The 25,099-nt window shown below is 68.1% G+C and carries 9 protein-coding genes; 3 read left to right on the top strand and 6 right to left on the bottom strand.

The window, feature by feature from the left end:
* Positions 1-316: 316 nt before the first annotated feature.
* The 4 genes from ACZ5IQ_RS01285 to ACZ5IQ_RS01270 form a co-directional block, all read right to left on the bottom strand.
* The gene (locus ACZ5IQ_RS01285) at positions 317-1,213 is read right to left on the bottom strand and encodes an endonuclease domain-containing protein (protein ID WP_464480687.1); all 897 of its coding nucleotides are present in this window, start codon (positions 1,211-1,213) and stop codon (positions 317-319) included.
* Positions 1,214-1,470: 257 nt separating this feature from the next.
* Positions 1,471-2,640, bottom strand: coding sequence for an acyltransferase PE (gene pe, locus ACZ5IQ_RS01280; RefSeq protein ID WP_133425846.1), 1,170 nt, complete (start codon positions 2,638-2,640; stop codon positions 1,471-1,473).
* Complete coding sequence (locus ACZ5IQ_RS01275) at positions 2,637-5,612, bottom strand: MMPL/RND family transporter (protein ID WP_293022589.1); 2,976 nt, start codon at positions 5,610-5,612, stop codon at positions 2,637-2,639. Before ACZ5IQ_RS01275 ends, pe begins: the two co-directional genes overlap by 4 nt.
* A gap of 6 nt (positions 5,613-5,618) precedes the next feature.
* The gene (locus ACZ5IQ_RS01270; RefSeq protein ID WP_133425844.1) at positions 5,619-7,028 is read right to left on the bottom strand and encodes a condensation domain-containing protein; all 1,410 of its coding nucleotides are present in this window, start codon (positions 7,026-7,028) and stop codon (positions 5,619-5,621) included.
* Between the two features lie 358 nt (positions 7,029-7,386).
* Between ACZ5IQ_RS01270 and ACZ5IQ_RS01265 the strand changes: the two genes are divergently transcribed.
* Together ACZ5IQ_RS01265 and ACZ5IQ_RS01260 are read left to right on the top strand one after the other, a co-directional pair.
* Positions 7,387-18,444 carry a type I polyketide synthase gene (locus ACZ5IQ_RS01265; RefSeq protein WP_464480686.1) on the top strand — a complete coding sequence of 3,686 codons (11,058 nt, stop codon included), beginning with the start codon at positions 7,387-7,389 and terminating at the stop codon, positions 18,442-18,444.
* Positions 18,445-19,051: 607 nt separating this feature from the next.
* Positions 19,052-20,887 (top strand): acyl-CoA dehydrogenase, encoded by a 1,836-nt coding sequence (locus ACZ5IQ_RS01260; protein ID WP_464480685.1) that lies wholly within the window; start codon positions 19,052-19,054, stop codon positions 20,885-20,887.
* Between the two features lie 185 nt (positions 20,888-21,072).
* Here the strand turns inward: ACZ5IQ_RS01260 and ACZ5IQ_RS01255 are convergent, their stop codons facing one another.
* Together ACZ5IQ_RS01255 and ACZ5IQ_RS01250 are read right to left on the bottom strand one after the other, a co-directional pair.
* A complete protein-coding gene (locus tag ACZ5IQ_RS01255; protein ID WP_464480684.1) occupies positions 21,073-21,969 on the bottom strand; it encodes an endonuclease domain-containing protein in 897 nt (298 codons plus the stop codon).
* Positions 21,970-22,309: 340 nt separating this feature from the next.
* A complete protein-coding gene (locus tag ACZ5IQ_RS01250) occupies positions 22,310-23,488 on the bottom strand; it encodes a PucR family transcriptional regulator (protein WP_406801656.1) in 1,179 nt (392 codons plus the stop codon).
* Positions 23,489-23,595: 107 nt separating this feature from the next.
* On the opposite strand from ACZ5IQ_RS01250, the gene ACZ5IQ_RS01245 reads away from it, so the two are divergent.
* Positions 23,596-25,098, top strand: coding sequence for a long-chain-fatty-acid--CoA ligase (locus ACZ5IQ_RS01245; RefSeq protein WP_406801655.1), 1,503 nt, complete (start codon positions 23,596-23,598; stop codon positions 25,096-25,098).
* Position 25,099 lies beyond the last annotated feature (1 nt).

Here is a 25,099-nt window from a genome sequence, read left to right as displayed (position 1 = left end):
TCACCACGGACCCCGCCGCAAGTCCGGGCCCCATCAACCTCGACGAAAAATCCGGGCTAGGCCGGGGTTGTGCCGGGTGCGTTGGGAATCTAGGCCGGGGTTGTGCCGGGTGTGTTGGGAATCTAGGCCGCGAATGTGCAGCCAGCGCGACCCCAATGCGATTTTCACGATCTAGACGCACACTCGCGACGTGGACTGGTCACGCACGGCCGCGAATGTGCAGCCAGCGCGACCCCAACGCGATTTTCACGATCTAGACGCACACTCGCCACGTGGACTGGTCACGCACGGCCGCGAATGTGCAGCGAGAGCGTCCCTACGCAATATTCCGCGATCTGGACGCACACTCGTCGAGCGGCACCGTCGCAAATTCGCCAGCCGCGGCCCACGCGCGAGCAACCCGAGCCAGCACACCGCTTTCGTTGTGGCGCTTGACCACACGTATCCGCGTCCAGCGCAACTCATCGAGGTCTTCTGACCGTTGGATGTCGTAGGCGAATTGGCGCGGATCCGTGCGGTGATGGTCACCGTCGTACTCGACCGCCAGCTTGTACTTCTCCCACCCCATATCCAGGTAGTACTGGCGCTTACCGTCGGCACTTCGTACCGGGATTTGGGTAGCCGGTCTCGGATAGCCGGCGCGAATGAGCAATAGCCGCAACGCAGTTTCCGGTGGCGACTCGGCACCTGGGTCATACAGGTCGAGGGCCGCGACCAATTGCCGCATGCCGCGCGCGCCGTGATGTTCGAGCGCAAGCCGGCGGACGGCATCCGCCGTGCAACCGGTTGCGTTGCCGAGTGCGTCGAGCCGAGCGATCGACTCATCGAGGGTGCCGCGGCGGCCGATGTCGAAGGCCGTCCGCTCAACGCTGGTGAAGGGAAGTCCGCCGCGAACAACGACGTCGTCTGCCGCCAACTGAACCTTGTGCGTGACGATTCCAGCTGGTGGCCGGCGGCCCGACCAGGCCAGTTCGATCGGGAGGCGATCTTCGATGTAATCGGCGCCATGCAGGCGCGAGGCGGTAAGGCCGGCAATCACCCCACCGCGCCGTGACCACAACCAGGCCGCCGTGGCTCGGTGGTAGATCGTGAGGTCGTCACCCGACTTGTCGGTGTAGACGTCGGGGAACATCGCGATGTACCGGGAGCGCAATTGATGCTTCCGCACTCGCCCGGCGGCAACCGCCTCGCTACCGATGAACGGGGTCTGCACAAGCACTCACATTGCGGCATCGCAGGTATCGCGGGAACCGCGAAGGCACGATCTGTGGATGGATCGCGCACTGTGGATAGCCCGCTCAGTTCCGCGAAAGTGCAGCCAGCGCGCCCCAAACGCGATTCTCGCGATCTACACGCACACTCGCGGAATCACCAAGGGAGACAAAGCCGCGAATGTGCAGCCAGCGCGCCCCACACGCCGGATCCGCGATCTGAACGCACACTCGCGGACCGAGCGAGGACGCGCAACCCCTAGTGCGCGCTCGGCCCGTGGCTCAGCACGTAGTTGATACCCGACATCAGCTGTGACACCGGGTCGGCGGCGCCACCGAAGGCGGCCTGCGTCGCCGGGGCGGTGGCGGCGGCGGGGTCGTAGCCGTTGACGGGATCAACGGTGACCGGTGCGGTCGCCGGGTCGTCGTTGCGCGAATATCCCGCATCCACCATGGGTTTCATCACGGCGTCAAGGTGATTCATGTCCGCTTCGGACATGCCGAGGTACTTGAACGGCACGACGAGCGGCAGGTGCTGCTCGGGGATCATGTACGTCGTCGTCGTCGCGCCGCGGGAGTTCACGGTCTTGATGACGTTCTGCGGCGGCACGTTCTTCGGGTTGGTGAACGCCACCGCGGTATGGCCGGTGGCCAGGCCGACGACCGCGTTCGCGAGCGCCATCAGATTGTCCGGGCGGTCCGGCCAGTCGGCGATGCTGTCGTACGCGGAGATGAATTGGTAAGTGTCGTACTGACTGTCGACCACCGGCGGCATCAGGAAGTCGAGCGCGGGGACCGTGCTGCCGACGGGGTAGGTCTGCCGCAGGAAGCTCTGCGTCCACGGGTTGATGGCGAGCGGGTCACCGTAGGTGGCGAACGACAGCTCGTTCGGTGGCGGCGCGGCCGGGTCGTACGCGAGCCGGTCCTGCACGGCGTGCACGACCATGGCGCCCTCGGACAGGCCGATCACCGTGCCGGGGCCGCCGGCCTGAACGCGGTTGATGACGTTGTTCTTACCGACCTCGACGGACTCACCGATGCTGGGTCCGTTCAAGCCGATCTCGGGCATCTTCTGATGTAGCTCGTCGATGCCCGGGATGACGCTGAGCACGTGGCCCTGCACCTGGCCGGCGGGGTAGTCGACGATCTCTCGATTGAGACCCGGGAACCAGTCGGCGCCCGTACGACGGATGTACTCGTCGTACGGGATGCCCATGACGTGCGCGCCGCCGAGTGCGTACCCACGGCCGGGGGTGCCGATCGGCGGGATGGCCGGCACGAGCGGGCCGCCGGAGCCGGCGTCAGAGCTGGAACCGGGACCGGTCCAGGGCTCGTCGGCCGTCGCGATCCAGTCGGCGAGGGGCCCGGAAGCACCGACCGTCAACAGCGTGGTGGCAATCGCCAACGAGCTGGCAAGTCGCTTGTTCATACGTTGCTCCCCTGCGGTTTCGGGCGGGACGGCCACCAGTTCGCTTCTCCGACGAGCGTGGCCATGGCAGGCACGGTGATGGTCCGCACCAGGAAGGTGTCCAGCAGGATGCCGGCGCCGATGACGAAGCCGCCCTGGATCACGGTACCGATGCTGGAGAACAGCAGACCCCACATGGAGGCCGCGAAGATCAGGCCGGCCGCGGTGATGACGCCGCCGGTCGACGACAGCGTGCGGATGATGCCGTACCGCATGCCGTGTGGCGATTCGTCACGCATGCGCGAGACGAACAGCATGTTGTAGTCGGCGCCGACCGCGACGAGCACCACGAAAGCCAGTGGTGGAACGGTCCAGTGCAGCGGCTGGTGGAACAGGTACTGGAACACCACGACGCCGATGCCGAGCGCCGCGAAGTACGAAAGCACCACGGAGCCAACCAGATACAGCGGCGCGATCAGCGACCGCAGCAACAGCATCAGAATCAGCAGCACCACCGCGACGGTGACGATGATGATGAACCGGATGTCGTTCTGGTAGTAGTCGCGGGTGTCCTTGAGCGCCACGGGATAGCCGCCCATCGACACCGTGGCATCCGACAGCGACGTGTTCGGCTGGGCGCCGCGGGCGGTGTCGCGGATGGTGTTGACCTGGTCCATCGCCGCGGCGCTGAACGGATCGAGTTTGGTGAGCACGAGGTACCGCACCGAGTGTCCGTCGGGCGAGATGAACATCTTGGACGCCGACTTGAAGGCCTCGAGCTGCAGCACCTCGGGCGGGATGTTGAAGCCTGCCTGGGTCGGGCCGCCCGCGTTCTGTTTCATCGACAGCAGGAAGGCGCCGGCCTGGTCGAGGCCCGACCGCATCAGCTGGATCTGTTCGACGACCTCGTCGACCCCGTTGGCGACTTCGCGGCTGCCGCTCGCCGACCGATCGGCACCTTGACGGAGCTTGGTCAGATTGGCCTGCGCGCCCGCGGGACTGTCCATCCCCATGGTGCGCATCACCTTCGTCAGGTTGGTCATCGCACTCTGGAGTTGCTGCACCGACGCGTTGAGCGTCTTCTGGTCCTGCATGGTCTGCAGCTGCCCGGCGAGCTTGTTGATCTCGTCGATGGTGCCGTCCTGGCGCGCTTCTTCCAGACGCTGGAAGTGGCCGCGGGTTTCGGCACACGACAGGTCGAGGTCGCACACCGCGTTGTTCTGCAGCGCCGCCAGCACCGGGCCGACCCAGCCGAACATGTCTTTGGCCGCTGTGTAATTCAGCCCCAGGGTGTTGCCCAGCTTGCTGACGCTGTTGACGAGCTTGGCCGCGACTTCCACGTTCTGCACCAGCTTGTTGCCGCCGTACTGGCTGCGGATCGCGGTGAAGGCGTCGAGCGTCGTCTGCAGTTGCGTGGCGATCTGGCCGACCTGGCCGCGCACGTCGGCGAGGTTGGTCGCGAGGGTGTCGGCGCCCTTGGCCAGCCGGTTGATGTCGTTGGTGCGCTGGCCGATCATGCCCGCGCCTTCTGTCAGCCGGTCACCGACCAGGCCGGCCTGGAAGGTGGCCCGGAACTCCGGCGGCACCTCGCCGAGGGGACGGGTGATGCCGCTGACCATGGCGACGTCCGGTAGCTGGCTGATGCGCGACGCCATCTGCTCCAGGTCCGCGAGGGCCTGCGGCGAGCGCAGGTCGCGCGGCGATTGGACGAGGACGTAGGACGGCACCGACTGGTTGACGTTGAAGTGGCTCTCGAGCGCGGCGTACCCGATGGAGCTCGGGGCCGACGCTGCGACGGCCTTGCGGTCGTCGTAGTTGAACTTCGCGAAGCCCGCGGCGCTGGCCAGCAGGAGCAGCACCAGCAGGCTGGCCACCAGGTGCAGCTTCGGTCGGCGGACGATGCGCGCGCCGGACCGCCGCCACAGCTGTGCGGTGATCTCGTTGCGCGGTTTGATCCAGCCCCGCGGCCCGACGAGCGTGATGATCGCGGGCAGCAGCGTCACCGCGGCGAGGAACGCCACCAGGATGCCGATGGCCGACGAGACGCCAACCGTGGAGAAGACGCCCATCTTGGCGAAGCTGATGCCGAGGAAGGTGACGCCGACGGTCGCGGCCGACGCCGTGATGACCTTGCCGACGGAGCCCAGCGCCCGCCGGACGGCGTCGGTCGATTCCAGGCCCTGCCGCACATAGTCGTGGTAGCGGCTGATCAGGAACACCGCGTAGTCGGTGCCCGCGCCGAAGATCATGGCGCTCAACAGGATGATGGCCTGGTTCGACACTCCCAGCCCGGTCAGCTGCGACAGCCCGGCGACCGTCGCCTGCGCGATCACCAGCGACATGCCGATGCCGGCGAGCGGAAGCATCATCGTCACGGGATTGCGGTAGACGACCAGCAGCACGAGGAGCACCAGGACCGCGATGGCGATCTCGATGGGCATCCGGTCCTTCTCACCGGCGACGGTGAGGTCGGCGACGGTGGCCGCGGGTCCGGAGAGGTGGATCTTCAGCGGGCTGCCGGCGGTGCTGTGCCGCACGATGTCGGCCACCCGGTTGTAGGCGGCGTACGACTGCGGTGTCCCCAGCGCGCCGGCCAGGCCGACGGGCAGCACCCAGGCCTTCTTGTCCTTGCTGGTCATGAAGTTGCGCAGCGGCGGGGTGCTGATGAAGTCCTGCATCATGACGACGTCGTGCGGGTCGTCGCGCAGGGCGTCCACCAACTTGCGGTAGGTGGCTTCGTCGTTGCGATCCAGGCCGCGGTCGTTGATCAGGACCACGAGCAGCAGGTCGTCGGTACCGGGTTCCTTGAAGGCCTCGGTCATGTGCCGGGCGGCGACGTTCGACGGCGCATCGGCGGGCAGCATCGCCAGCGGATGCTTCTGGGCCATCTCGTTGAGACTGGGGACAGCCAGGGGCAGGGCCACCGCCAGCGTGATCCACAGGCCGATCACCGCCCAAGGCCACCGCACCACAAAATCGGCTAGCCGTCGCAAGTCAGGTCACCAGTTCCCGCCGTCGGCGATCCGCGTGCAGACCGACTTCATCGCCTCCAGGTACCGGGTCACGGACTTTTTGGCGATGGGGTTGTCCGGGTACATGACCTCCATGACCGTGCCGCCCTCGTAGCGGAAGACGTAGATGGTCAGCTGGTAGGAGTACCGGCCATCGGAGTAGATGCCGATGTTGTTGGCGTATCCCATCTCGGTGGCGGCCAGGATGGTGTTGAGTGGCGCCGCGCCGCCGTGCAGGAAGTTCGACACCGGGAAGTTGGGCCGCGGCCAGTCCAGCCACGGTGCGAGCTCCAGGACGCGGTAGTACGGAACCCGCGCCATGTTGAGGTTGCCGTCGAACGACTCCTGCGCCGCCCAGGCGGCTTCGTTGAAGGTCGCCGCGGCGATCGGCACGGTGATGGGCACCAGTCCGGTGAACCAGCCCTGCGTCATGAAGTTGTCCGACGTGCGCCGGGTGTCACGCGGGGTGAGCCCGTAATACGTTGCAGCACCGGTCAATTCGTGCTCGACCTGGGCCATGCAGGCGAACAGGCCGCCGACGAAGCGGGCACCGGCCGCCTCACAGGCAGACTCGAACCGTGCCGTCTGCTCGGGGTCCATGAGCGATTCGCCGACCATGTCGCCGACCGACGGCTCCATGGCGTTCCCCAACGGCAACGGGAACTCCGGCATGCTGTTGTTGTTGTTCTCAGCAAACTCGATCCAGGCCTGCACCTCGGGAGAGTCGACGGTCAGCGCCGAGGTGCGCTCGTGCTCCTGGACGCACCATTCGTCGAAGCTGCCGGCGTCGGGCAGAGCAAACGCTGAGCCACCTGTTGTCAATGCTGTGTACCGGCCATGAGCCTCCAGCATCGTGATGCCGATGAGCGCCGCGTCGCCGTGGACGTGGTCGATGGCCGCGTAGAAGTTGAAGCTGTCTTCGCTCTGGACGATGCCGAAGGAGAAGCAGCCCCACTCGAGCGGTGTCGGGATGTCCACGAGGTGCTTGCGGACGTCCTCGACCGCCAGTTCACCGTGGTTGACGGGCTCGAACTCGAGGTCATCGGGGTCGGTGAGGGTGTGCCGGAGGATGTCGCCGTCGCCGGTGTACTCGAACCAGCTGCGGTAGGTGTCGTGCCTGCGCAGATAGGAGTTCAGCGCTTCGTTCATGGCCGCGATGTCGCACTGACCAGGGACTTCGCACGTCGCGATGATCTGCCGGGAGTACTCCAGGCCCGAGCCCGTGCGCTCGACGACACCGCGGATGTGCTGGCCCTGCATGTAGCTGACCGGCACCGAACTCACAGGTGCCCGCCGGGCCACTTCGCGAGCCGCCTCGGTGGGGTGCCAGGAGGTCAGAACACCTGGGATCGGCGTCCAATCATCGATCTTTCCGATCGTGATCTTCCCGATTCGCAATTACTTTCCTCCCAGGTTTGGGCACACAGAGGCCCGGCAACACTGTTGGCGCCATCAACATACCCCGGCAACCTTTGCCGGCGCCGTTACGCCTGGTGGGGCGGTCCGCGCTGACCAACCACCACCGGCGCACATAATCCTCGTGCTTCAGCAACCTACATGTAATACTGGCCCGCAGAAGATGAGCTGGCCGTGGCCGTTCGGAAGATCAACTGGCCATTCATGACTGAGCCGGCCGTCAAGTAGATCTGCCGACCAATCGTCGAGGCCGGCCGTTCGCAACATAAATTCTGGCGCTGAACACGGTCTCCTGCGCGGGATCGGACGTCACCGGCAAAACGCGGAGGACAGCTTTTTCATGGCAACGATCGAAGGTCCGGAAACGTCCAGCTTCGCGATCGTCGGGTACGCCGCCCGCTTCCCCGGAGCCACCGACGCCGAATCCTTCTGGGAGATGCTGCGCGAAGGCCGGGACGCCGTATCCGAGGTGCCACAAGACCGGTGGGACGTCGACGAGTTCTTCGATGCCGACCCGGACGCCCGCGGCAAGATCATCACGCGCCGCGCCGGCTTCCTCGATGACGCCGTCGGGTTCGACGCTCCCTTCTTCGGGGTGTCCACCCGCGAAGCCAAGATGATGGACCCGCAGCAGCGGTTGCTGCTGGAGATGGCGTGGCGCGCCGTCGAACACTCAGGCACGGCGCCGTCCGCCCTGGCCAACACGCAGACGGGCGTGTTCATCGGTCTGGCAACGCACGACTACCTGGGCATGGCCTCGGGCGAGCTGACCTACCCGGAGATCGAGGCCTACATGGCCATCGGTACCTCAGGCGCCGCGGCAGCCGGCCGCATCAGCTACCGGCTGGGCCTGCAGGGTCCGGCCGTCACCGTCGACACCGCCTGCAGTTCGTCGCTGGTGGCCGTCCACCAGGCGTGCCAGGCGCTGCAGCTCGGTGAGTGCGATCTCGCGCTGGCCGGTGGCGCCAACGTCATCCTGAGCCCGGCGACCATGATCACCTTCTCGCAGTCGCGCATGCTGGCCCCGGACGGCAAGTGCAAGACGTTCGACGCCTCCGCCGACGGCTATGTGCGCGGCGAGGGCTGTGGCGTCATCGTCGTGAAGCGACTGGAAGACGCGGTGCGCGACGGCGACCGGATCCGGGCCGTCATCCGCGGCAGCGCCATCAACCAGGACGGCGCCTCGGGTGGCCTGACCGTCCCCAATGGTGTTGCGCAGCAACGTGTTATCGCCGAAGCGCTGGAGCGCGCGGGCCTGTCGCCTGCCGACGTCGGCTACTTGGAGGCGCACGGCACCGGCACGTCGCTGGGTGACCCGATCGAGGTGCAGGCCGCGGCCGCGGCCTACGGCACCGGGCACGACGCCGACAACCCGCTGCTGATCGGCTCGGTGAAGACGAACATCGGGCACCTGGAGGCCGCCGCGGGCGTCGCCGGCATCATCAAGGTCATCCTGTCGCTCGAGCATCAGGAACTGCCCAAGCACCTGCACTTCAAGAACCCGTCGCCGCACATCCCGTGGGACCGCATCCCGGTGAAGGTCGTCGACGAGGCCACCACCTGGGAACGCGGCGACCGGCCGCGCGTCGCGGGCATCAGCTCGTTCGGCTTCTCCGGCACCAATGCCCATGTCCTGCTTGAGGAAGCACCCGCCGCCGCGCCGGCGCAGGCACCGGCCGAGGAGCCTGACGACCGGCGCTTCATGGTGCTGCCGCTGTCGGCCCGAACCCCGGCCGCGCTGCTGCAGTCGGCCGAGGACTACCGCACCTGGCTGACCGCGCACCCCGAGGCCACCCTCTCGGACGTCTGCATCACCGCGGGTGCGGGCCGCGCCCACTTCGAGCACCGTGCCGCGCTCGTGGTCAATTCCCTGGATTCCGCGCGCGAATTGCTCGGCGCGCTGGCCGACGACCGCCCGGCGCCGGGCCTGGTGCGCGGCACGTCCGCCGACAAGCCGAAGACCGCCTGGCTGTTCCCCGGTCAGGGCAGCCAGTTCGCCGGCATGGCCAAGGAGCTGTTCGAGACCGAGCCGGTGTTCGCCGAGACCGTGAAGCAGTGCGCGGCCGCAGTCGCCGATGTGCTCGAAAAGCCTTTGCTGGACGTCATTTTCGAAGGTCCGGATGAGACGTTGCGCCTCACCAGCTACGCCCAGCCGGCGATCTTCGCCGTCGAGATGGGCCTGGCGCGGCTGTGGCAGTCGTGGGGTTTCGAGCCCGACGTCGTGCTCGGCCACAGCGTCGGCCAGTACACCGCGGCCTGCGTCGCCGGGGTGTTCAGCCTCGAAGACGGCATGCGCCTGCTCGCCGAGCGCGGTCGCCTGTTCGGGAACCTGCCCCCGGGCGGCCGGATGGCGGCGATCTTCGCCGCACCCGAGCGCGTCGAGCGGCTGACCGACGAATACCCCCGCCTCTCGGTCGCCGCGTACAACGGCGCCAACACCGTGCTCTCCGGTCCGGGCGCCGACCTGGAACGCGCTGTCGCCGGGCTGACCGGTGACGGCATCCGCTGCGACTGGCTGGAGACCAGCCACGCCTTCCACTCGGCGCTGCTGGACCCGGCGCTCGACGAATTCGAGTCGTACGCAAACCAATTCACGTTCAATGCGCCGCAGCGCATCCTGGTGTGCAACCGCACCGGTGACACCCTGGGGCGCACCGCCAAGCTCGACGGCCAGTACTGGCGCCGGCACGCACGTCAGCCCGTCGAGTTCTCCAAGGGCGTCGAGACGCTCGCCAAGCTCGGTTGCGCGGTACTGCTCGAAGTCGGCCCGCAGCCGATCCTGACCGCCGCGGCCCTGCGCGCCTGGCCCGACCCGACGAGCGCACCGCGCGCCATTGCGTCGTTGCGCCGCAAGGGCGCCGACCACCGGCAGATCACCGAGGCGCTGGCCACCACCTACACCGCCGGCCACCTGCCCGACTTCGCCGCCGTCCGGCCCGGCTCGGCCCACAATGTCGATCTGCCGACCTACCCCTTCCAGCGCAAGGCGTACTGGTTCCGCGACGAGCGCGTCGCACCGTCCGCCACGGCGCACATGGGCGGGGCGACCACCGAGGCCGTCCGCCTGCTCGAAGACGGCCGCATCGATGAGCTCGCCACCTTGCTGGGCGGCACCGATGAATCGACGACCGCAGTGCTGAACAAGCTTGCGGCCCAGCACAACCGGCAGCGCACCGCGCAATCCGTCTCGGACGCCCGGTACGAAATCCGCTGGGACAAGATCGCGGCCGGAGCGCCCGCGGAGGTCGGCGAGGGCTCCGCGTGGGTCGTCATCAGCGACGACGCGGCCGTGCTCGCGCCGCTGACCGAGGCCCTGACCCGGGCCGGCCACCGGCACCGCGTTCTCGGGTTGCTGAGCTCCGACGCCGACGAGCAGCAGCTGGAGGCCGACCTGCGCGCGGCTGTCGAGGAGGAGCCGACGCTGCGCATCCTGCACGTCGCCGGGCTCGATGCCGACCGGGCTTCCATGCAGGCCGTGCTGCGGGTGCAGCACCATGTCCTCAGCGGCACGCAGCGCCTGTTCCGCGCGGCGGCCGCCGCCGAGCTGCGGGCGCCCATCTGGGTGATCACCCGTGGTGCACAACGCGTTACCGACACCGACACCGTCGCACCCGAGCAGACGGGTCTGTGGGGCTTCGGCCGTTCGGCAGCGCTGGAATACCCCCAGGTGTGGGGCGGTCTGGCCGACCTGGCCGAGGGCAGCACCGAGGAATGGTCGCGGTTGCTCACCCAGGTGATCGCGGCGCCGCGCGGCGAAGACCAGATCGCGCTGCGCGCCGAGGGGGTGCACGTGCCGCGCCTGGTCCGCCGTACCGGGCAGCCGAACCCGACTCAGCTGGAATTGCGCACTGACGCAACGTATCTGGTGACCGGTGGCCTGGGTTCGCTCGGCCTGGAGATCGCGGGTCACCTGGCCGCGCACGGCGCCCGGAATCTGGTACTGACCAGCCGGCGCGCGCCGAGTGAGGCAGCGCAGCAGCGCATTGACGCACTGCGCGAGCAGTACGGCTGCCAGACGCGTGTCGTCACCGCCGATGTCGCCAATCCGCACGACGTCGCCCGCCTGATGTCGACCCTGCGCGCCGAACTGCCGCCGCTGGCCGGTGTCGTGCACGCCGCCGGCGAGAACAGCACCACGCCGCTGGCCACCCTGGAAGACGCCGAGCTGGAGCGCGTCTTCTCCGGGAAGGTCTGGGGCGCTTGGTACCTGAGTGAAGCCGTCACCGACCTGAAGCTGGACTTCTTCCTGTCCACGTCGTCGATCTCGGCGGTGTGGGGCAGCTACGGCCAGACCGCCTACAGCGCCGCCAACGCGTTCCTCGACGGCCTGACCTGGCGCCTGCGTGAGCAGGGCGTGCCCGGCATGAGCGTCAACTTCGGCCCTTGGGGGGCGGGCGGGAACGGCCACGCCGCCGGTATGGCCGACCCCGATGCCCGCGCCCAGTTGGAGCGCCGCGGCGTCCGCACCCTGTCCCCCGCCGACGCCCTCACCGGCATGGCCGACGTCATGGTGGCCGGTGGCAACCCCGCGGAAGCCGTTGTGGCACGCATGGATTGGGCCAAGTTCCTGCCGATCTACTCGCAGGCCGGGTCCCGGGCCCTGCTGGCCGAGGTCGCCCGCGAGGTACCCGAATCCGCCGGCGCCGCAGGTGCTGTCGGTGCGTCCGGCAACACGCGACTGGTCGAGCAGCTCATCGCCGCGCCGGTGCAGCAGCGCAAGAAGCTGGTCCTGGAATACCTGCGGGACGCCGTCGCCGAGGTGACGCGCATCGAGGCCTCCGAGATCCGCGAGGAGACCGGGTTCTTCGACCTCGGCATGGACTCCCTGATGGCTGTCGAACTGCGTCGCCGCCTGGAACAGGGTGTCGGCAAGGAACTTCCGGCGACCCTCGCCATGGACCACCCGCGCCTCACCGACGTCGCGGACTACCTGCTCAGCGACATCCTCAACCTCAGCGAGAAGGCCGGCACCAAGGCCGTCACCGAGCTCAAGTCGCTCGCCGCTGCCGACGAGCCCATCGCCATCGTCTCGGTGGCGTGCCGTTTCCCGGGTTCGCCCGATCCGGATGCGTTCTGGCAGGTGCTTTCTCAGGGTGTCGACGCGATCAGCGAGATTCCCGAGGACCGCTTCGACGTCGACGAGTTCTACGACCCCGACGCCATGACGCCGGGCAAGATCTACACGCGCTCCGGTGGTTACCTCGACAGCGTCGACACCTTCGATCCGGAGTTCTTCGGCATCTCGCCGCGCGAGGCCGTGTGGATCGACCCGCAGCAGCGGCTGATGCTCGAGATCGCGTGGGAGGGCCTGGAGCGGGCCGGCTACGCCCCGGCGGCGCTGCGCGGCAGCCGAACCGGCGTGTTCATCGGCGTGGGCGCCAACGAGTACTCGCACCTGCTCTCGGGCGGCTCCGTCGAGAACCTCGAACCGCACTTCATCACCGGTAATGCGCTCAACGCCATCGCCGGTCGCGTGTCGTTCACGCTGGGCCTGGAAGGGCCGGCCATGGCGGTCGACACCGCCTGCAGCTCATCGCTGGTCGCGGTCCATCAGGCCGTGCAGGCCCTGCATGCCGGCGACTGCGACATGGCGCTGGCCGGTGGCGTCAACGTGCTGCTGAGCCCGGCGTCCATCGTCGCGGCGTCCCGCGCGCGGATGCTGGCGCCCGACGGCCGCTGCAAGACGTTCGACGCCGCCGCCGACGGCTACGTCCGCGGTGAAGGCTGCGGAGTCCTGGTCCTCAAGCGGCTCAGCGACGCCCAGCGCGACGGCGACCGCATCGCGGCCGTCATCCGCAGTACCGCGGTCAACCAGGACGGTGCGTCCAGTGGCCTCACCGTTCCCAATGGTGGTGCGCAGCAACGACTCATCAACACCGCGCTGGCCCGGGCCGGCCTCAGCGGCGGCGACGTCGACTACCTGGAAGCGCACGGCACCGGCACGCCGCTCGGTGACCCCATCGAGGTGCAGGCCGCGGCCGCCGCGTACGGCGCGGGCCGGGATGCGAACCGGCCGCTGCTGATGGGCACCGCGAAGACCAACATCGGACACCTCGAGTCCGCGGCCGGCGTCGCCGGTCTGGTCAAGGTGGTGTTGTCGCTCGAGCACGAGATGCTCCCGCAGACGCTGCATTTCAACAAGCCGTCACCGCACATCCCGTGGGACTCGCTGCCCGTCCAGGTCGTCGACAAGCCCACCCCGTGGCACACCGACGGCCGTCCGCGTCGCGCCGGCGTGAGCTCCTTCGGGTTCACCGGCACCAACGCACACGTGCTGTTGGAAGAGGCGCCGGTCGTGGTGTCTGACGAGGATGCCGCCGACGACGTCACTCCGGAAACCCCTGCCGCCGAACCGATCAGCGTGCTGCCGCTGTCGGCCCGCTCGGCCCAGGGCCTGACGGCCCTGGCGCAGAAGTACCGCGACTGGCTCGAAGCACACCCCGACGCCTCGATCGCCGACGTGTGCTTCACCGCCGGCTCGGGACGTTCGCACTTCGAGCACCGCGCCGCGGTGGTCGCCAACACCGTCCACGACGCCAAGAACCTGCTGGAAGACCTGGTGGCGAACAAGCTGCGGCCGGGCGTGCTCAAGGGCGAGTGCACCGACCCGCCGACCACCGCGTGGTTCTTCCCCGGCCAGGGCAGCCAGTACCCGGGCATGGCCCGCGAATTGTTCGACACCGAACCCGTTTTCGCCGACGTGGTGCGCCGGTGCGCGCAGGCGGTCGATCCGATCCTGCCGCGCCCGCTGCTGGAGGTCATGTTCGGCAACGATCGGGAAGCGGCAGAGACGCTGCGCAACACCGCGTTCGCGCAGCCCGCGATCTTCGCCGTCGAGATGGGCCTGGCCCGGTTGTGGCAGTCGTGGGGCATCGAGCCCGATGCGGTGCTGGGGCACAGCGTCGGTCAGTACGCGGCGGCCTGTGTGGCCGGCGTGTTCAGCCTCGAGGACGGCGCCCGGCTGATCGCCGAGCGCGGCCGCTTGTTCGGCAGTCTGCCGGCCGGTGGTCGCATGGTGGCGGTGTTCGCCGATCCCGAATACGTGGAGCGCGCCGCCGAGGCGTACCCACGGGTGTCGGTCGGCGCCTACAACGGCCGCAACACCGTGCTGTCGGGTCCGGCCGAGGATCTGGAGCAGATCGTCACCGCCTGCAGCGAGGACGCCACGCGGTGCACCTGGCTCGAGACCAGCCATGCCTTCCACTCCGAGCTGCTGGACCCAGTGCTCGACGAATTCGAGTCCTTCGCAACGCAGTTCCAGTTCGCGACGCCCACGCTGCCGCTGATCTGCAACCGCACCGGCACGGTCCTCACCGCCGAGACGCCGATCGACGCGCTGTACTGGCGGCGGCATTCCCGTCAGCCCGTGCAGTTCACCGAGAGCGTCAAGACCGTGGCGGCGCTGGGTTGCTCGGTGCTGATGGAGATCGGCCCGCAGCCGATCCTGACCGCGGCCGCGCTGCAGTGCTGGCCCGAGGGCGCCGAGACCCCGCGCGCCATCGTGTCCCTGCGCAAGGGCGCCAACGCACAGCGGCAGATCACCGAAGCGCTTGCCACGACGTACATCTGCGGGCACCGGCCGGACTTCTCGGCCAAGAACCGCGGACACCGCGTCGAGCTGCCGACGTACCCGTTCCAGCGGCGCCGCTTCTGGCCCAAGACCGCGAATGTCGTGGGCATGAGCTCCGGCGGGGCGGCAGCCACGTCCGGAATCCTGGGCAGCGCCAAGGATCTGGCCACCGGCGACACGATCTACAGCAATGTGTTGTCGGTCAAGACGCAGCCGTGGCTGTCGCACCACGTCATCTACGGCACCGTCGTGGTGCCGGGCGCGACGTACGCGGCCATGGCCCTGGCGTCGGTCGGAGCGCCGGCGCGGGTGAAGGAAGTTTTCTTCTACGAGCCGATCATCCTGCCCGACAAGGCGTCTCGCGAGACACAGCTGACCATCCGGACCCTCGATGACGGCGAAGGCTGGAAGTTCCAGGTCCACAGCCGGCCGAACGGCGTCCGGGAGGCCGAGTGGTCGCTCAACGCCGACGGCACCCTGCTCGCCGGCGCCTCTGAAGAAGATGCGGCGGACAACATCCCGGGTTCGATGGAGGACGTCGTCGAGCGCATGGAGCGGCTGCGTCCGCAGCAGCTGTTCGAGACCTTCAACGACATGGAATTGGCCTGGGGCCCAACGTGGTCCACGTCGCTCAAGTCGCTGTGGGTGCGTGACGGCATGGCCATCGGTGACGTGTCGGTCGGTGACGAGCTCGCCGAGCACCTCAGCACCGAGCCCATCCATCCCGTCCTGCTGGACCTCTGCACCGGTGTGGCCTTCCCGGCCTTCCCGGCGCTGCTGGCCGCCGAGCACGGCATGCACGACCTGTTCCTGCCGCTGCGGTACGGCCAGGTCGAGCTGCGCGAGAAGATGCCGCGGCGCTTCTACGCGCGGGCACGCTGGCACACCAGTGAGTTGACCAACGAGACGCAGGTCTTCGACATCGACTTCCTCGATCGCGACGGCAAGCGCCTCGGTGGCATCACCGAGTTCACCGTGAAGCGGGCACCGCGTGAGGCGCTGATGCGCGGGCTCGGCGGCGACACCACCCGCCTGCTCTACACGCTGGGCTGGCAGGAGGGTGCGGCACCGGCCGCTGCCGACGAGGCCGAAGCTGCGACAACAGGGACCACCGGTACCTGGCTGGTCGCGGGATTCGACGAGCTGGCCGCCGGTCTCCCCGGCGCCGTCAAGCTCGACCAGACCCTGGACGCCGCCGCCTGGCAGCAGGCGATCACCACGGCAGCCGAGGCGGGCGCGCCCGTCGCCGGAATCGTCTGGCGCGCTTCGGGCTACGAGGACGCCGACGTCGCGGCCCGCCTCGAGACCGAGGTCGGCACCGTGCTGGCGGGCATGCAGACCGCACTCGCCGAGGAGAAGCTGAACCTCACCGGCGGCCTGTGGATCGTCACCGAGCGCGCTGTGGCCACCGAGCCCGGCGAGCCCGTCGACCCCGTGCAGGCCGCACTGTGGGGCCTGGGGCGCACCGTCATCAACGAGCAGCCGACCCTGCGGCTCAAGCTCGTCGACCTCGACGGCGCCGACGACAACGCCACCAACTGGCTGACCGGCATCCTGGGCACTCCCGTCACCGAGTCCGAATTCGCACTGCGGCAAGGCAAGTTCCTCGTGCCACGGCTCATGCACTGGGCGCGCAGCGGCCACCTGCCGATGCCGCGTTCGGACGACTACGTGCTGGCTCCCACCGAGCGTGGCGCGATCGACAACCTGCGGCTGACCGAGAAAGACGTGACGCCGCCGGAGCCGCACGAGGTGCAGGTCCGGATCGAGGCCGCCGGCCTCAACTTCCGCGACGTGCTCAACGTACTGGGCCTGTACCCGGGCGATCCGGGGCCCATCGGTGGCGACCTGTGCGGTGTCATCACCGAATTGGGTTCGGAGGTCACCCGATTCGAGGTCGGGCAGCGGGTGTTCGGCTCCATGCAGGGCGCCTTCTCCAGCCGGCTCAACGTGCCGGAGCAGCTGCTCGCCGTCGTCCCCGAGGGCATCAACCCGGTCGACGCGGCGACGCTGCCCGCCGCCGCGCTGACGGTCCGGCTGGCGTTCGACTGGGCGCAGCTCAAGCCGGGCGACCGCGTGCTGATCCACGCCGCCAGTGGTGGTGTCGGGTTGGCCGCGGTGCAGATGGCGCGCCAGAAGGGCGCGATCGTCTTCGCCACCGCCAGCACCTACAAGCGCGCGACGCTACGCAAGATGGGTGTGGAGCACGTCTACGACTCGCGCACAACCGATTTCGCGGATCAGATTCTCGCCGACACCAACGGCGAGGGCGTCGACGTGGTGCTCAACAGCCTCACCAACGAGGGCTTCGTCGAGGCCACGGTGCGCGCGACCGCCCAGGGCGGCCGGTTCGCCGAGATCGCCAAGCGCGACATCTGGACCCCCGAGCGCATGGCTGAGGTCCGGCCGGACATCAACTACGAGATCGTCGCGCTCGACGTCACGATGATGACCGATCCGGCGCACATCCAGCGGCTCATGGAAGAGGTCGCCGACGGACTGGCCAAGGGTGAGTGGACTCCGGTGCCTGCCGAGGTCTACCCGCTGACCGAGGCCAAGACCGCGTTCCGCCGCATGCAGCAGGCCCGGCACATCGGCAAGATCGTGGTGCAGATGCCGAAACCGCTACAGCCGCACGGCGATCGGACCTACCTGGTCACCGGCGGTCTCGGCGCGCTCGGTCTGCACACCGCGGCGTACCTGGCCCAGCTGGGTGCCGGCGACATCGTGCTGACGAGCCGCCGCGAGCCCGATGGCGAGGCGCAGCGCGCCATCGACGCGATGATGGAGCGCTTCCACTGCCGGGTGCACGTCTTCTCCGGCGATGTCGGCGACGAGGCCTCGGTTACGGCGTTGCTCGACCGGATTCGCACGGAACTGCCACCGCTGGCCGGTGTGGCGCACCTGGCGGGTGTGCTCGACGACGCGCTGCTCCCCCAGCAGGATCTGGAGCGCTTCCGGAAGACACTGGGCCCCAAGGCCTATGGCGCGCTGCACCTGCACAAGTTGACGCAGGACGACGATCTCGACTTCTTCATCGTCTACTCGTCGGCTTCGGCAGTGCTCGGTTCACCGGCGCAGGGCAACTACGCCACGGCCAACGCGCTGCTCGACGGCCTCGTCGCGCACCGCCGGGCGCTGGGTCTGCCGGCTACGGCCGTGAATTTCGGTCCGTGGGGCCGGGGCGGCATGGCCAGCTCGCAGGCGGCCACCGCGAACCTCAGCGCGCAGGGCATGATGCCGCTTGAGCCGTCGGCGGCCCTGGCCGCCCTCGGCGAGGTGATCCGGCACGGCGCCGCGCAGGCGACGGTCCTCAAGGCCAATTGGCAACGGGCCGCCAAGATGCTCGGCGGCATCCGTCCGCCGCTGCTCGACCAGGTGTTGCCGACCAGCGACGCGGCAGCGACCGGCGACAGCGAGCTGCTCCGCCAACTGCAGGAGATTCCCGACGCCCAGCGCGCCGGGTTCATCACCGAATTCCTGCAGAAGGAGGTGCAGGGCTTCCTGCGCCTGGCGCAGCCGCCCGCGGCGACAAGCCGGTTCCTCGATCTGGGCACCGACTCGCTGATGGCGGTCGAGCTCCGCAACCGGTTGTTCGGTCAATTCGGCGGCAAGTTCGACATCAGTCCGACGGCGATCTTCGACTACCCGACCCTCGGCGAACTCGCCGGGCACCTGGCGTCGCAGTTGCCGCCGTCGGATGCGCCATCGGGTGCACCGGAGGCGACGGTTGAGGAGTCGGCCGCGGCGGAGTCGGCGGCGGAGGCTGCGGCGCCTGCCGAGGCTGCCGGCGACGCCGAGCCTGAGGCACCTGCCGCACAGGAGTGACGACTGTGACGGGTGTGCACGCGGTCTGAACCGGCCGCGTGCACACCCAGTCCTTTGGGCCTACCAGCCCAGAAATACCCCGCACTGGCGTCAATAAGTTATTGACGTGCGCGAGCAATTCTGTCAGGCTCGAGCCCCGGGAACGCGACCGCCGACCGGATCGCCGTCGCCCCCATGTTGCCTGTGCCCCACACCGCTACCCGACGCATACCTCACATAACCACGGCATGGTGACCCGCCTCACAGCGACCCCCCAGGATTGCCGTCGGACCGCGCCGATTCGGGCGCTGAGATCACGGCGGGCGTAAGCCTTCGCATCCACCGCGAAGACGCCACAACAGGGCTCCCATTGGCCCCAACTGACACGTCATCCTCAGTTCCGGAAGTTTCCGGTGGCGGACATCACATTCGGACTAAACTGCAGGTCAGCGGCCATAAACCGGTCGCGAAACCACCCCGTTCAACCACTGGGTTGGTTAGCTGCGAAAAATTTGCTCTTGACTGCTTTGCGATGAAGTTACCCGGCGGTATAGTTAGCCCCAGTTACTGGTGGGTAACTTAGCCCTGAGTACCCAACCCCTACAGTCCATCTCATCGAGGAGAAATCGTGGGCCACTACAAGAGCAACGTCCGTGACCAGGTGTTCAACCTGTTCGAGGTCTTCGGCGTAGACAAGGCACTCGGCGAAGGCAAGTTCGCCGATCTGGATGCCGACACCGCCGGGGAAATGCTCAACGAGATCGCGCGCCTCGCTGAGGGCCCGATCGCCGATTCGTTCGCCGACGGCGACCGCAACCCGCCGGTCTTCGATCCCGCGACTCACACCGTCACGCTGCCCGAGCCCTTCAAGAAGTCGATGCGCGCACTGCTCGACGGTGGCTGGGACAAGGTCGGTCTGAAGGAAGAGCTCGGCGGCATGCCGATGCCCCGCGCACTGCAGTGGGCGCTCATCGAGCACGTGCTCGGCGCCAACCCGGCCGCCTACATGTACGCCATGGGCTCGGGCATGTGCGAAATCTTCTACAACAACGGCACTGACGAGCAGAAGAAGTGGGCCATCCTGGCTGCCGAGCGCGGCTGGGGCGCCACCATGGTGCTGACCGAGCCCGACGCCGGCTCTGACGTGGGCGCCGGCCGCACCAAGGCTGTCCAGCAGGCCGACGGCACCTGGCACATCGACGGTGTGAAGCGATTCATCACCTCGGCCGACTCGGACGACCTGTTCGAAAACATCATGCACCTGGTCCTGGCCCGCCCCGAGGGCGCCGGCCCGGGCACCAAGGGTCTGTCGCTGTTCTTCGTGCCGAAGTTCCACTTCGACCCCGAGACCGGTGAGCCCGGCGAGCGCAACGGCGCCTTCGTCACCAACGTCGAGCACAAGATGGGCCTGAAGGTTTCGGCCACCTGTGAGCTGACCCTCGGCCAGCACGGCACCCCCGCCGTCGGTTGGCTCGTCGGCGAGGTGCACAACGGCATCGCGCAGATGTTCGATGTCATCGAGCAGGCCCGCATGATGGTCGGCACCAAGGCCATCGCGACCCTGTCGACCGGCTACCTGAACGCTCTCGAGTACGCCAAGACCCGCATCCAGGGTGCTGACCTGACCCAGATGATGGACAAGACCGCTCCGCGCGTCACGATCATGCACCACCCGGACGTTCGTCGGGCGCTGCTGACCCAGAAGTCCTACGCCGAGGGCCTGCGCGCCGTGTACCTGTACACCGCGTCGTTCCAGGACCCCGAGGTCGCCAAGGCCGTCCACGGCGTCGACGCCGAGCTGGCCTTCAAGGTCAACGACCTGATGCTCCCGATCGTCAAGGGTGTCGGCTCCGAGCGCGCCTACGAGAAGCTGACCGAGTCGCTGCAGACCTTCGGTGGTTCCGGCTTCCTGCAGGACTACCCGGTTGAGCAGTACATCCGTGACGCGAAGATCGACTCGCTGTACGAAGGCACCACCGCCATCCAGGCGCAGGACTTCTTCTTCCGCAAGATCATCCGCGACAAGGGCCAGGCCCTGGCATTCGTCGCCGGCGAGATCGAGCAGCTGATCAAGAACCAGGACGGCAACGGCCGCCTGAAGGCCGAGCGCGAGCTGCTCGCCACCGCCCTGGGCGACGTCCAGAGCATGGCCGCCAGCCTGACCGGCTACCTGATGGCCGCTCAGGAAGACCCGAAGTCCATCTACAAGGTGGGCCTGGGCTCGGTGCGCTTCCTGCTGGCCGTCGGTGACCTGGTCATCGGCTGGCTGCTGCTGAAGCAGGCCGCGGTCGCCATCAAGGCGCTCGACGAGGGCGCCACCGGCGACGACCGGGCGTTCTACGAGGGCAAGATCGCGTCGGCTTCGTTCTTCGCCAAGAACATGCTGCCGCTGCTCACCAGCGTCCGCGGCGTCGTCGAGTCCATCGACAACGAGGCCATGGAGCTGGACGAAGCGTCCTTCTGATCCGCATCTAGAACAGCAGCCCTCGGCATTCGCCGGGGGCTGCTGTTTTTGGCTGTGCGCCAGCGCGGAGCTCTTGCGAGTAGGCGCCTGCGTAGACGCACAGTGAACTCCCGGCCGTCCCCTCGTCCCGTCGATCGTGCGCCACAGCAGAACTTCTATGAGTAGCCGTCTGCCAAGACGCACAGTCAACGCATCAGGTCCAGCGGAGGCCCTGGAAGGGGCGGCGTGCGCCCGGCAACTCCGAGTCCTGGCCGCCAGAGGCGATTCCACTCGCGCTCCACCCGCGCAATCACGGACGCCTTGCGATGCCCTGCGGCAACCCTGACATGGGTCCACCCGACTTGCGCGATGTAGTCAGCACGCTCGATGTCGTAGGCGAGCGACTCAGCATGTTGCGCACCGTCGTACTCGACCGCAAGCATCAGTTCCTCCCAGCCCATGTCGAGGAAGTACTTCGGGTTGCCGTCGGGCCCAGGTACCGGAATCTGAGTCTGAGGCTTCGGAAACCCCGCGCCGATCAACGTCAATCGCAATCGAGTTTCCTGCGGCGAATGGCCGCCGGGGTCGAACAAGCCCAGCGCCGGCTCCAGTTGCCTCAAGCCCCTGGCATGCGGGTGGCGCGTAGCCAGCGTCAGAACATCGTCGGCCGTGAATCCGGTAGCTCGAGCCAGAGCATCGAGGCGCGCCACAGCAAATCCGATCAGCTCCCGACGCCCAAGGTCGAACGCCGTCCGCTCCACGCTGGTGACGAGCAACCCGTCGACGCGGGTGACCTCGTCGTCGTAGACCAGGTCGCGGCGAGTGACCACGCCGCGAGGTGCGCGGATTTTGGCGCTGATCAGTTCAATGCGAATGTCGTCGGCCACCCAACTCGCGCCATGAAGAGCTGACGCAGCGGCTCCCGCGACGACGCCTTCCCGACCCGTCCACAACCACGCGGCGGTCGTGCGCTGCTGGAGCGACAGCTCTGTCCGCTTGTCCACGTAGATCTTCGGCATGAGCAGCCGGTAATAGCGGCTGAGCTCGTAGCGGTTGAGCATGCCGGAGGCCAGGGCCTCGCTGCCGACGAATGGTTCGGTCATAGCGACACCGTCTCCGCGGCCGCAGACATCTACTGCAGTGTCAGCCACACCGGAGGCGGCGCTTGTGGACGGATCGCGAACTGTGGATAGCCTGCGCCCGCGTGATGCCGGACGCACACTCGATCCCCGGCCATCTCTGCACCGGTTGACTGTGCGCCACAGCCGACTTTCTGCGAGTGGAGGCCTGCCAAGACGCACGGTGAACTCCCGGGATCATTGACCGTGCGCCACAGCAGAATCTCTGCGAGTAGCCGTCTGCCATGACGCACGATCAACGCCTCGGCGCCCCGCGAGCCGAGCCGCGACCCGAGCCCCGCCCTGCCCGGCCCGCGAGCCCCACCTAGTCCGGCAGGCGCTGACTGATCTCGAACGCCAGGCACAGCTCGGCGACGTCGCGGGGACGGGACAGGGACCGTCCCGTCCGCTCCTCGATGCGATGCAGCCGGTGCCGAATGGTGTTGGGGTGACAGAAGATTGCCGCAGCCGCTTCGTTGGCGGAACCACCGGCGTCGAGCCACGCCTGGAAGGTCTGGGAGAGGACGGCCCGCTCCTCGGCGGGCAGCCCACGGAGCCCGCCGAGCACCGACTCCTCGATGCGGTTCATCACCTCGGGCGCGCTGACCGCGGCGAACGCCAGCGGCGCGTCGTCGAAGGCGCAGACGAAGCCGTCGCGGCTCGGCTTGCCGGCCACCGCCAGCCGGGCCAGGCGCAGGCCCTCGCCCGTCTCCGCCAAACTTGCGAACGCCGGGCTCAGGCCGACGCGCGCCGTCGCGATCTTGCGCAGCACCTCGACCAGCACGCCGTACGTCGCGTCCTGCCGCAGGTGCACGACGCCGACCTGCAGGTCGGGCAGCAGGCGCCAGGCCGAGCGGATGTCGCGGGCCGCGAGCTTGCTCGCGATCTCGGGTAGCCCGAGCTTGCCGATGGCCGGAATCTCCGCCGCCGCAACCACATACGGACCCGTCGTGGGCAGTCCCAGCAGATCGGCTGCCTCCCAGAGACTCTGGTTGTCGGTGATGCGCCCGAGCAGCACCGCCTCGACCAGAGCCGACCGCTCCTCTTCCCGATCCATGATCTGGCTGGTGAGCTGCTCGCGGTAGGCGCCGGTCATCGCCTGGGTGAACTCGTCCTGGCTCAGGAAGATGCGCGCACTGGCCTCGAGGATGGATTCGGTCGGGATGCCGGCCTCCCGCGCGGCGGCGACGCTGCTCTCCCACATGAAGCGGAAACCGATGCGATAGGCCGTCATCACCGCGGCCAACGGGATGCCCTCGACGGCGCGTTGCCGGCCGGTCGCTTCCGCCGGCGACAGGTCGGCCTCGCCGTCAGCGCAGAGGGTGTGGAACACGAAAGTCATGTTGGCGACGCAACTTTCGCGCACGTTGTCGCGCGCCGACGGGGTGGTGCGGTAGCCGTCGATGCGGCTGTAGATGCGGTCGGCCAGTTGCTCGCCGAGAGTCTCCACGCGCGTCAGCATGATCCGGCTGAGTTCCCGCATGTGCTCCTCGACCCCGGCCATCAGCCAACCTTAGGCGAGGCGCCGATTGTGGCCGGTCACATTTGGCGGTGGTCACTGTTGTTCCCGCCACCATCGCCTCTGGGACCGCGCGGAATCACGCTTGATACATGACCAACCTGAGCCAGAACCTCGTCGCCAGCGCCACCCGCCGCCCCGACAGCGTCGCGCTGCGCTGCGACGACCAGACCTACACGTACGCCCAGTTCGACGACGCCGCCGCCCGCGTCGCCACGCTGCTGCGGCAGGCCGGCATCGAACCGGGTGACCGCGTGGGCGTCATGCTGCCGAACGGTCCGGCCTTCGCCGCCGCGTTCTACGGGATCCTGTACGCCGGCGCCGTCGCGGTGCCGATGAACCCGCTGCTCAAGGCGCCCGAGATCGAGTTCTACCTCTCCAACACCACGGCGAAGGCCCTGTTCGCCCCGCCGGCCTTCGCCGACGAAGCGCGGGCCGGTGCCGCCGCGGCGAGCGCGGGCTGGTGGATCGTCGACGACGCCGGGTTGGCGGCGCTGATCGCGGACCTCCCGGCCCAACCGGCGCCGGTCGAGCGCGCCGGCGACGACACCGCCGTCGTCCTGCACACGTCGGGTACGACGGGCAAGCCCAAGGGCGCCGAGCTGACCCACGGCGGCCTGGGCCGTAATGCCGACGTCTGCGTGCGGACGCTGCTAAACATCGGGCCCGACGACGTCGTCATGGGTTGCCTGCCGCTGTTCCATGTGTTCGGCCTGACGTGTGGCCTGAACTCGGCAGTGCTGGCCGGTGCGACGCTGAGCCTGCTGCCGCGCTTCGACCCGGCCCGGACGCTCGAGTTGATCGAGCGCGACGGCGTCACCATCTTCGAGGGCGTGCCGACCATGTACTCGGCACTGCTGGCCGCGGCCGGCACGACGTCGACGGACACGCTGCGGATCGCCGTCTCGGGCGGCGCCGCGATCCCGGTACAGGTGCTGCAGGACTTCGAGAAGACTTTCGACTGCCCCGTGCTGGAGGGCTACGGCCTGTCCGAGACCTCGCCGGTGGCGGCGTTCAACCACCCGAACCGGCCGCGCAAGCCCGGTTCGATCGGTACGCCGGTCGAGGGGGTCGAGATGCGCGTGGTCGACAACGACGGCGCCGAGGTGGCGCAGGGCGAGCCCGGCGAAATCCAGATCCGCGGACACAACGTCATGAAGGGCTACTGGAACCTGCCCGAGGCCACCGCGGAAGCCATCAACGCCGACGGCTGGTTCGCCACCGGCGACATCGCCCGTACCGATGAAGACGGCTACTACTACATCGTCGATCGCAAGAAGGCGCTCATCATCCGTGGCGGTTTCAACGTCTACCCACGCGAGATCGAAGAGGTGCTGTACACGCACCCGGCGGTCGCCGAGGCGGCTGTCGTGGGCATCCCGCATGACTCGCTCGGCGAGGAGGTCGGCGCCGCCGTCAGCCTCAAGCCCGGCATCGAGGTCGCCGCCGACGAACTCCGCGAGTTCGTCAAGAGCCAGGTGGCCGCCTACAAGTACCCGCGACGCATCTGGTTCCTGGACGACCTGCCCAAGGGCCCGACCGGGAAGCTCCTCCGTCGCGAAATCACCATCCCCACAACGGAAAGCGACAACTGAG

This window comes from Mycobacterium toneyamaense, from assembly GCF_055384815.1.
This window is presented reverse-complemented; position numbering and strand designations above follow the sequence as displayed.

Excerpts from the sequence above, each read along its gene's own strand:
- pe (WP_133425846.1), bottom strand. The coding sequence starts at position 2,640 with ATGAACAAGCGACTTGCCAGCTCGTTGGCGATTGCCACCACGCTGTTG.
- ACZ5IQ_RS01265 (WP_464480686.1), top strand. The coding sequence starts at position 7,387 with ATGGCAACGATCGAAGGTCCGGAAACGTCCAGCTTCGCGATCGTCGGG.
- ACZ5IQ_RS01255 (WP_464480684.1), bottom strand. The coding sequence starts at position 21,969 with ATGACCGAACCATTCGTCGGCAGCGAGGCCCTGGCCTCCGGCATGCTC.
- ACZ5IQ_RS01250 (WP_406801656.1), bottom strand. The coding sequence starts at position 23,488 with ATGGCCGGGGTCGAGGAGCACATGCGGGAACTCAGCCGGATCATGCTG.
- ACZ5IQ_RS01245 (WP_406801655.1), top strand. The coding sequence starts at position 23,596 with ATGACCAACCTGAGCCAGAACCTCGTCGCCAGCGCCACCCGCCGCCCC.